The sequence below is a fragment of the Trinickia sp. genome (assembly GCF_036503415.1).
Taxonomy (GTDB): Bacteria; Pseudomonadota; Gammaproteobacteria; order Burkholderiales; family Burkholderiaceae; genus Trinickia.
This window is the reverse complement of record NZ_DASXWY010000130.1, coordinates 1-9900: the sequence shown is the minus strand read 5'-3', so window position 1 is coordinate 9900 and position 9900 is coordinate 1. Positions and strand designations below refer to the sequence as shown.

The following is a 9900-nucleotide window of genomic DNA, read 5'->3' as shown; positions in this document are numbered from 1 at the left end:
GCACCGCCGAGTCCCGAACGATTGCGCCCGATCTGCTGGGCCTGGGTCGCCGTCAGCGGCGCGGCCATCTTCTTTTCGACCCGCTGCGTGAACCGCTTGTCCAGCACCGTTCGGGCGTCGCGCATCTTGTTGTCGCTCGGCGGCTGCTCCTTGAGCGCGTGACGAATTTCATCGATCGTTTCGTGAGGCGCAAGTTCGGTGAGTTTCGCCGCCGCCTCGAAGGCCCGGTCGGCCGCGGCCGGACCGTTTGAAGCATCATAGCGGCCGTAGCTCTTGACGCCGAGCGCCAGGCGCGTATGGCGCGCGTCTTCGGCGTACACCGCGGAACCTTCCGCCCAGGCGTCCATGACGATCACGTTCTTGCGGCCCCGGCCCTTGCGCAATTCGCTCCAGGCATGGTCGACCAGCGGGCGCCCTGCGAAATGGACGGCTTCGTCCGGGGCATCCAGCTTCCCAGCGTGCAGATGCATGGCGACAGCAGCGTGGTTGCTGCAGACACCGGCCCGCGCGAACATCGCCGCACCTGCAACGTTCGGTGCATCTTCGAATCCGGGTGCCTTGCCTTTCGCCAGGTCCTGGGCCAGTTCCTGAGCGAGGTACGCTCGCACGAGAGACTCGCCATCGGTGGCTTCGACGTCCGAACGGACGTTGCCGCGTCCCCATGGAAGCAGCTTGCGCGTCTGCACGACGGTTTCGTGGGCGGACCTCAGGCGCCCAAGCTCGTGCTCCGGCACGGCGCGGCCGTCGATCTCGCGCGCCAGCAGATAGCCGGCTAGCGGGAGCTCCTCATGTCGCTCGACGTGATGAAGATGCACCCCACCCGCGAGGCCGAAATCCTCGCGTGGAGACATGTCGCGCGTCGGCGAAGGGGCTGCGGATGGTGGCCCGTGTTCGGTGCCGCTGTCATCGTCGACTTCCTCCTCATCGTCCTCGGCGAGCACATCGAGCGACCGGCTCGGACCACCGGTGCCGCGCCCGAGCGCCGTTGCCTGCGGCGTCATGAGATCCGAACGATGGGCCGATTGCGCCTGTTCCGCTTCGGCGGCAGCACCGGTCGTTCCAGCAGGTGCGGTGCCTTGCCGCGCCTCTTCTTCAAGCAAATCTTGTAGCGAAACCCGAGGGCGTCCGGTCGTCTGGCTCTGCAAGAGAGCGGCAGCCGCAACTGGCTGAGCGAGCGGGCCAGGGTTCTCGGCAGCACCTGCTTTTTTGCCCGCGCGACGCAGCGGATTGAGCCGCGCCAGCATCGATGAGACGCTCCGTGCCCGGGACGATGAACGCCCGTCACCCTTATCTGCAGTCCGCCGTTCGCTCGTTATCGAGGATTCGTCATTGGTTAGAGGTTGCGCAGAGCTAAGGCGCACATCTTTGCTCATGTTTTTCTCCGCGCTGACGGCCGGTGCCTACAACGATGACGGACCGACCTTAGCAATGCGCACGCGTCCGTTCGGGCCAACGAGCGAAATAGATGGGAGTTCGGCGAATGGCAGTCGTCGAGGTGCGTTTGCAACCGCGGTCATCTCGCGTTTTTCTCCGTTATTTCGCCGAGCGCAAACGATAGACACACTATTCAAAGCTACGTTGGACGCCTTGCGCCGCGCTGCACGTCGAGCCCACGCCCCCGCGGCAAGCCGGGCCATCGGCTCCGGGCGGCAGCTTGACCGACGCCGTCCTAAGGAGTCTTGATGTGCAGAGAATAGGCGCTACGTCTTCACAGACGAGCAGCAGCAATCCGGCGATCGATAACGCCGTCGCGCAGCATGTGGGCGGCAACGCGGCGCGTGCCGCGACATCGTCCGTCTTCGAGAATCTGCGGCCCCGCGCGGATCGCACCGAGGGCGAATCCGGTTCCCAGATCGCGCAACCGGCGATCGGCCGTGCCCGTCTACCGCTCGCCGGATATTTGTATGCGCGAGCATCCATTCGAAGAACGATCGATGCGCAAGACGCCGCCTCGCTGATCGACGGGCAAGACACGCTGACGGAAACCAGGGCGATCCTCGGCAAAGGGCGCGGCAACGTCATCGACGACAACCGGAAAACGAATTTCGTGGCGGTGGGCCGCTCGCAGGCCGCACTCGAAGGGCAGCGCGCGCTGCAATCGGTGCTCCAGAGCCGTAGCAAAGACCCGGCCGGCGTGCGTCTATCGAATACGCTGCCGCAAGAAGAGATCACTGGCCTGACTGGGGATGCCCCAGGCCGTGTCGCCGCCATGGGTTCCTACATGGCGCTCGCCGCCGGCTCCATCGTGAACGAAAGCGGATACTGCGACGCTCATGCCTATGTGTCGCTGGTCCAGCATGCGCCAAAAGCGGGCGCACGAGAGATGCTGACGATCGTCGGGGCCTATTCGCCTTTTCCACATACGTGGGCGAACGTCGAACGAAGGCGCGGCGCAGGACAACAGGTGATTCTCGACTCATGGGCGGAGGGGCCCGCAATACTTGCCGAGGACTCTCGTCGTCAGGGGCCGCATGTCGCGTCGAATTCGCCGCCTACGCAGGACGGCAGCCCGTATCAGCCGGTCGTCATAGGCGATGTCACGCTGGACCTTGCCCTGACCCAGCCGAGCGCCCGGTTGTTTGCGAGCGGCGTCGGGAAGATGGCGAATGCGATGCAAAACGATCGGCGAATCATGCGGACGTTCGAAGATACCGCGCGGCGTACGACATCGAAATGGGTCCGCTTAGCGTCGCGACCCGGCGTGAACTTCGAGACAATCCGCGGGGCTTATTCCCCGATGTCGGTACTCAGCCATGTATTCGTTCAAGCCGTAAGGGACGCGCAAACGCGGCCCGGGCGTGCGACGGATCAGCCGGCATCGATCATGGCGGATGTCCGGGCGGCAGGCGTCGCGAGGCACTTCGGATTGGGCATTCGTGCGGCGACGCGCGATACGACGATCGCGGAGGTCAAGGAGGCGTCGGAAACGCTGCTCGCTTCCGGCTGGCGCCCGGTTCGCTGACGAACCGCAATGTTCGCCTCGTGGCAGCGAAGCAATCCATCGCGCAGATTAGGGTTCGTTCATGTCGAACACTGACTGAGGCTACCGAACGATGGCTGACGATTCCTGTGTGGAGAGGACGGAGAAATATCGCGTCCAGATGAGCGATGGGCGCCTCTTTCTGCATTTGGCGAACGACGAGAACGGTGCCATGACGGTCATGGAACTCGCGCAGCCGAACGATCTTCCCGCTCTCTACACGCGAAAGATGTTGCTGCCGCTGGCCTTCATCCCCTCAGCGACCGACGTGTTGCTGATCGGACTCGGCGGAGGCCAGCAGGCCAAATTCATTCACCGATACCTGCCCGAGCTGCGAACGATTGGATTGGAGATAGACGCAGAAGTGGTCGAACTCGCGCGCACGCATTTCGGGCTTCCCCCTGACGACGATCGATTGCGTGTAGTGGTCCAGGATGGCGCCGACTTTGTTCGAAACCATGGCGACGAACAGTGCGACTTGATTCTGTCGGATGCGTTCGGCGAGGGCTACCGCCCGGTCGATGCGTTGCACACGCCGGACTTTTACCGGGAATGTCATCGAATCTTGCGCACGGGCGGTGTGATGACGGTGAATGTCTACGAGCCGACCGCCGAGTGGGCCGCTCGATTCATGTCGACTGTATCGAGCGTCTTCACGTGCAGAAAATTCATTGCGATCTCGCCCGTCCAAGGCGTCATGGCACTTTGGAAAGACCGCCCCGACCTCGATTGGGACGCGATCGGCGATCGAGCAGCGCGGTTGGACAGCAAGACCGGGCTCGGCTTTTCGGCATTTGTCGATGGCTTGAAAAACGAGTGAACCGTTTGCCGGGTATCATCGCGCTCATCGTTGCCACGTATTGCCATCTGCCCGCGTGACGTTCTCCATCCCTTTTCATCCAACCTCGATGAAGCTAGCCGATCTGTCCACCCCCGCATTCCTCGAAGATCCCTACCCGCTCTACAAAACACTGCGTGAACAGGCCCCGTTCGTACGCGTCGCGCCGAACGCGTTGATGACCGGGCGCTATGGCATTGTCGATGCGCTGCTGCAAAACAGGTCGATGGGCAAGAGCTATTTGGAAAGTGTCCGCGTGCGTTATGGCGACGATGGTCCGAATATGCCGCTGTTTCAGGGCGTCGGCAGGATGTTCTTAATGCTCAATCCGCCGGCGCACACGCGCGTGCGAGCGCTGATGATGAAGGCATTCAACGCGCGACAGGTCGAAACGATGCGCGAACTGGCACTCGCCACGGCCCATGAACTGGTCGACGGACTCGCTCCGCGCAAACAGGCCGACCTCGTAGCCGAATTCGCCTTTCCGCTTCCGCTGCTCATCATCTGCCGGATGCTCGATATTCCCGTGGAAGAAGCAACGGCGCTCGGCGATACCGTCGGCAAAGTGGCGAAGGTCTTCGATCCCGCACCGATGAATGCCGAAGCGCTGGCGCAGACAAGCGCCGCTTATGACGAACTGGCACAGTATTTCGGTCAAACCACCGAAGCCCGCCGCATGCGCCCCGGCAGCGATCTGATCTCCATGCTGCTGCGCGTCGAAGAAGCGGGCGACACGCTGACCCACGACGAAATCGTCTCCAACGTCATCCTGCTGTTCATCGCCGGCCACGAAACGACGTCGAACATGATCGGCAACGCGTTGATCGCGCTGCATCGCAATCCGCAGCAGCTCGATTTGCTTAAGCGGCATCCGGAGAAAATGCCGAATGCCGTGCTCGAATGCACGCGTTATGACGGCTCCGTCCAGATGACCATGCGTACTGCCATGGAGGATGTCGAAATCGATGGCGAGATTGTGCAGCGTGGGACCATGGTGTTCCTGATGCTCGGGGCCGCCAACCGCGATCCGGCCCGGTTCGATGAACCCGATCGTCTCGATCTCGATCGGCAGCAGGGGCGCCCGCAAACATTCGGCGCCGGCATCCACCATTGCCTCGGATATCGCCTGGCGCTGATCGAACTCGAGTCCGCGCTCGGCGCATTGCTCGAGCGGCTACCGAATCTTCGACTACCTGATCTGGACCGGTTGAGCTGGAATCAACGCGGCAATCTGCGGGGGGTCAGTGCGCTTATCGCGGCGTGGTAGCGGCGATCTGACGGGCAAATGATTTATCGGATCGGAAAACATCTTTCGCTTTGCTACAATTTCGAAGGCAAACGAATCGGCCTTCGACGGGCTGCGTAACCAGTGAACGATACGAGCGATAAAGCGGCGCAGCCTTCAGTTGCGCGCAACAGGCAAACTGGCACGCTTGCGCAAACGCTACGGCGTTTGCGGACTCATGCGCATTTGACCCTGCAACAATTGAGCGAACGATCGTCGATTTCCGTTTCGACGCTGTCCAAGATCGAAAACGGGCAGCTCTCCCCGACTTACGAAAAAATCGCGGCGCTCGCGACCGGGCTCGGTGTCGACGTCAGCGACCTGTTCAATCAAACACCCAAACCGGTTCCGTTAGGACGACGAAGCATCACCAAAGCCGGTGGCGGGATCGTGCACGAAACGAATCAGTACGTGTACGAGGTGCTCAACGCAGATTTGGCCGACAAGCGTTTCGTGCCACTTTTTACGACGATCAAAGCACATAGCATCGGAGAATTCCGAAGCCTGCTGCGGCACGACGGCGAAGAGTTCCTCTATGTACTGGAAGGAACGGTCATCGTGAACACCGAGTTTTATGCGCCCAGTACGTTGAACAAGGGGGATGCCATGTATTTCGACAGCACGATGGGGCACGCTTGCATATCGGGAAGCGACGAGGACGCGAAAGTCCTTTGGGTCTGTTCGCATGTCACACTGGACTAGTACCGGTTCCTGCGCAACGAGAATCCGCCGGGGGCGCGAGGCCCGCGGCAGCAATGCTCCGGCACCACCCACTCCGTGAAGCCGGTGGCGCCCAAGTCATTTGATGGTCTTCACTGAGGTCCATTTTCCGTCGACGACCTCATACAGCGTCGTAGACGGGTGGGTCAGCGCGCCCGATGCGGTGAATTGAATATCGCCGGTGATACCCGCATAGACCTGCTCGCGCAATTTCGGCAGAAAATCGGCCGGCTTTGTCGAATTGGCCGCCTGCATTGCCTTGACGGCGGCCCAGGTAGCATCGTAGGCGAACGGAGCGTACGAGAGCATGGGCGTACCGAATTTCCGCTGGTACTTCGCCTCGAATTCCTTGCCGCGTGCAAGCGCTGCGATCGGCGTGCCGTATTCCCACGCCATCGCACCTTGTGCATCGGAGCCGGCAACCTCGAGGAACGTCGGCTCGACGACGCCGCCGCCCCCCACGAACTGCGCGCGCATGCCGAGCTGCTTCATCTTTTTCTTCACCATCCCGGCCTGCGGGTTGAGCCCCGCAAAAAACACCAGGTCCGCATTCTGGCCTTTGATGTGCGTAAGCTGGGCGCTGAAGTCGACTGCCTTGTCGTTCGTGTATTGACGATCGACGATGTTGCCATGCGCAGCCGTCACGGCCTTGACGAACTCGTCCGCCTCGCCCTGCCCGAACGCGGTCCGGTCGTCGATGATGGCGATGCGTTTGGCCTTCGTGACATCGACCGCGTAGCGGCCCGCGGCGCCAGCGTTTTGCGCGTCGGTCGCAATGATGCTGAACACGTATTGGCTGCCCTGCTCGGTAATCGTCGGGTTTGTGGCGGCAGGCGTGATCATCGGAACGTGTGCGTTCGTATAGATCTTCGATGCGGGAATCGTCGTCCCCGAATTGAAATGCCCAATGACGACAGATACGCCCTTGTCCGCCAATTGCTGTGCGACTTGCACGCCCGTTCGCGGATCGGCCTGATCGTCCCCCGCCTCAACGGCGAGCTTGAGCGGCTTGCCCGCAACGATGATATTCGAGGCGTTGGCTTCGGCAACGGCCAATTTCACGGCGTTTTCGATGTCTTTGCCGTATGCCGCATTGTTTCCGGTCAGTGGCGCGGCAACACCGATACGCGTGACATCGTCAGCATGCGCGGGGCCTGTCATGACGAGTCCCACCGCCACCAAAATTGCATAGATCCGGCTGTTTTTTAGAACCGACATAGGTGTCTCCATTGGACTTTGTTGGAAGTAAGTGACTGGCCGAGCCCCTGCGGATTCATCGGGTCGGCCGGGTCGAGAGTGCGCTGCTCACGCACCGACGGATGCGTCATACGCGAGCGATGCAGCGGCAAGGTCTTCGAGCGCCGTTCCGACGGCCTTGAAAACCGTGATTTCGTCCGGGCTTTGCCGTCCCGCATGCTCGCGACGGCAAAGTTGTGCAAGCGTGGCCCGGATCGACGCTCTATCGAACGCTCCCGACTGCATTGGCGACAGCAGGTCTCCCGCTTTCATCAATGCCTCGTCGGTATCGACGAATACCGATGTGTCGACAAAACAATCGTCGTCCGATTCGCGCATCGCCGGCGTAAAGCCTCCGATGAGGTCGAGGTGCGTTCCCGCGCGCAACCACGAGCCTTTGATGAGCGGCTCCGTGGACAGCGTCGCACAAGAGACGATGTCGGCACGCCGGACGGCGGTTTCGAGATCGTCGGCCACTTGGGCGCAAAAACCTCGTTCGTTCAAACTGCCAGCGAGCGCTTCCGCGCTTTTCGTATTGATGTCCCACACCATCACTTCCGTGATTGGGCGCACCGCGGTATAAGCCTCCGGAATCAGCGAGCCCACCCGTCCCGAGCCGACCACGAGCAGCCGGGCCGAATCGCGCCGGCTGAGCCAACGCGCGGCGAGCGCGGAAGCCGCCGCCGTCCGTCGGGACGTAATCACGTCGCCGTCCAACATCGACAAAGGCACGCCCGTCGTCGCGTCGAGCAAGATGAACGTGGAGTGAAGCCCGGGCAGCGAGCGGCGACTATTGGACGGAAACACCGATACCGTCTTGATGCCGATGCGCCCGCCCGTTTGCCACGCGGGCATGAGCAGCAGTGTGCCGGGAGGATCGTCCGGCCCGCAATCGATCGTGTGATTGTGGCGAAGAGGCACGATACAGCCGTCGACGAACATGGCGTCGATTGCATCGATCAGGCGATCGAACGGAAGACGGCTGGCGGTTTGCGAAGAGTCGAGTATGAGCACGTCGAAAAATTCCAATGAGATCGATTGATGTGACGCTACGGATTCGCCGCTCGATTATCGTGATGTGAATCTCGAGGGGGAGAACGGCGCGAGATCGATGTCGGTCTTTCTGCCTTGAATAGCTTGGGCGACGAGACGGCCCGTCTGCGGCCCTAGTGTCAGGCCGAGGTGCCCGTGCCCGAATGCGAAAAAGCAATTGGGGTGATGCGCGGAAGGCCCGATCACCGGCACCGAGTCCGGCATTGACGGGCGAAAACCCAGCCACCGGTCTTCCACCGGTAGTTCCGCCAGCGCCGGCACGATGCTCCGAATGGCATTCAATGTGCGGTCGATGTTTCCATACGCCGGCGGCGCATCGAGTCCCGCAAATTCAACGCTGCTGGTCATCCGCAAACCGCGGTCGAGCTGGGAGAAGACCACGGACTTCTCATGCCAGAAGAGCGGGGACCGAAGCAAGGTGCTGTGCCCCGTGTCGAGCATGACGTGATAACCGCGATCGGTATCGAGCGGCACGTGATCGCCGAGTTCAGCGGCAAGGGCCTTCGACCATGCGCCGCAAGCGAGTATGAAAGTGTCTCCCTCTATCGGCCTATCGGATACTCGAACGGCCGATAACCGGCCATCCTTGAAAACGACCCCGCGCGCGCTATCGCGAATGAACTCCACGCCTTGCCTCGCACAGCCATCCGCGATGCGAGCGATATATTCGCCCGGGCTTTTCACTTGCTGACAATCGGTGAAGAGCGTCGCCTTCGCGAATACGCCCGCGAACCCTGGGGCGAGCGCGTCGATGTCCGAAGCGTCCAGCGGTTGCATCGTGACGCCCCAGTCCGCGAGTTCAGCACGCTCGTCCCCTTGGCTTCGATAAGCGTCGTCGGACTGATAGGCCTTGATCCATCCCGTCGGTGCCAGCAATTCAGTGGCTGAACACGCCGCGGCCAATTCGGCATGTGCATCGAGCGCTGTTTGCAAAACGGAGTTGAGCGCCGTTGCCGAGCGAAGGAACGGCTCGCGCGCGCTGGACCGCGCGAAGCGAATCAGCCACGGAATCACCACGGGAAGGTAGCGCCAGCGAATCTGCAACGGGCTGTCTCGCGAAAGCAGCAACGAGGGCAACTGCCGCAGCAAAGCCGGCGTGGCGAGCGGAAGCGTTTCGCAGACCGCCAGGATGCCGGCATTGCCGAAGCTGGCGCGCCGCGAGGCGATGTCCGGATCGATGACCTTGACGCGATAGCCGGCGCGCCTCGCGAAAAAAGCACAGCTGAGGCCGACGATCCCGCCCCCAATCACTATTACGGTCTTCTGATGTTCCATCGCATCCGCCCTCGGGACTGCAGGTTTAGCGAGAACTATACAGAAAATGTTTTGCCTTTCGTACTGGTATTTTTCCTATACGATAATTTACGAGCATACCGCCCGGTTGCGTCGAGCGTTCTTGGCGTCCGGGCCCAACCCAGAGCCGTCCCGACCCGCCCGAAGGCGGGCCCGGCGGCGCAGCTACCCGGTCAGAATTGATGCAGCATTCCGAGGCGGAGCATCAGTTGTCGCTTGGTGGTCGAGGCATCTGCAATCGAGAAATCGAAGATATCGGCATGCTGAGCATCGCCGGCGGCCTGCTGCAATGCCCCCATCGCGTACAAGGTGGTGCGCTTGGAGAGCGCATAGCTGCCCATCAACGAAAATTGATGGTATTTGGGCTTGCTGCCGTTGTAATTCACCCTGCCATCGGTATAGGCGTATGCCGCGCCCAACGTCGTGCTCGGCGTGAAGCTGTACTTGCCCCATACCTCGTAGTTGCTGAACGTCACGGAGCTCGTCGTGCCGTTC

9 protein-coding genes are annotated in these 9900 nt (G+C 61.5%); 4 read left to right on the top strand and 5 right to left on the bottom strand.

Going from position 1 to position 9900, the window contains the following annotated elements; all coding sequences use genetic code 11:
- Positions 1-1244: hypothetical protein (locus VGL01_RS16430; RefSeq protein WP_331571138.1), on the bottom strand; the 1244-nt coding region annotated here is incomplete at its 3' end.
- A 440-nt stretch (positions 1245-1684) separates the two neighbouring features.
- Between VGL01_RS16430 and VGL01_RS16425 the strand changes: the two genes are divergently transcribed.
- The 4 genes from VGL01_RS16425 (at position 1685) to VGL01_RS16410 (ending at position 5805) form a co-directional block, all read left to right on the top strand.
- A complete protein-coding gene (locus VGL01_RS16425; RefSeq protein WP_331571136.1) occupies positions 1685-2962 on the top strand; it encodes a hypothetical protein in 1278 nt (425 codons plus the stop codon).
- A gap of 91 nt (positions 2963-3053) precedes the next feature.
- On the top strand, positions 3054-3800 hold the full coding sequence (locus VGL01_RS16420) for a methyltransferase domain-containing protein (RefSeq protein WP_331571134.1): 747 nt from the start codon (positions 3054-3056) through the stop codon (positions 3798-3800).
- Positions 3801-3888: 88 nt separating this feature from the next.
- On the top strand, positions 3889-5085 hold the full coding sequence (locus VGL01_RS16415; protein WP_331571132.1) for a cytochrome P450: 1197 nt from the start codon (positions 3889-3891) through the stop codon (positions 5083-5085).
- Between the two features lie 102 nt (positions 5086-5187).
- Positions 5188-5805 carry an XRE family transcriptional regulator gene (locus VGL01_RS16410; protein ID WP_331571130.1) on the top strand — a complete coding sequence of 206 codons (618 nt, stop codon included), beginning with the start codon at positions 5188-5190 and terminating at the stop codon, positions 5803-5805.
- 96 nt (positions 5806-5901) lie between these two features.
- Here VGL01_RS16410 and VGL01_RS16405 read toward each other — a convergent pair whose 3' ends face one another.
- From VGL01_RS16405 to VGL01_RS16390, 4 genes are all read right to left on the bottom strand, one after another.
- Entirely contained in the window at positions 5902-7041 is a 1140-nt protein-coding gene (locus tag VGL01_RS16405; protein WP_331571128.1) for a branched-chain amino acid ABC transporter substrate-binding protein, read from the bottom strand.
- An 87-nt stretch (positions 7042-7128) separates the two neighbouring features.
- Positions 7129-8073, bottom strand: a complete 945-nt coding sequence (locus VGL01_RS16400) for an ornithine cyclodeaminase family protein (RefSeq protein ID WP_331571126.1) — start codon at positions 8071-8073, stop codon at positions 7129-7131.
- Positions 8074-8127: 54 nt separating this feature from the next.
- Complete coding sequence (locus VGL01_RS16395) at positions 8128-9387, bottom strand: FAD-binding oxidoreductase (RefSeq protein ID WP_331571124.1); 1260 nt, start codon at positions 9385-9387, stop codon at positions 8128-8130.
- Between the two features lie 191 nt (positions 9388-9578).
- On the bottom strand, positions 9579-9900 hold a 322-nt coding region (locus VGL01_RS16390), incomplete at its 5' end, for a porin (protein WP_331571122.1).

Excerpts from the sequence above, each read along its gene's own strand:
- VGL01_RS16420 (WP_331571134.1), top strand. The coding sequence starts at position 3,054 with ATGGCTGACGATTCCTGTGTGGAGAGGACGGAGAAATATCGCGTCCAG.
- VGL01_RS16415 (WP_331571132.1), top strand. The coding sequence starts at position 3,889 with ATGAAGCTAGCCGATCTGTCCACCCCCGCATTCCTCGAAGATCCCTAC.
- VGL01_RS16405 (WP_331571128.1), bottom strand. The coding sequence starts at position 7,041 with ATGTCGGTTCTAAAAAACAGCCGGATCTATGCAATTTTGGTGGCGGTG.
- VGL01_RS16395 (WP_331571124.1), bottom strand. The coding sequence starts at position 9,387 with ATGGAACATCAGAAGACCGTAATAGTGATTGGGGGCGGGATCGTCGGC.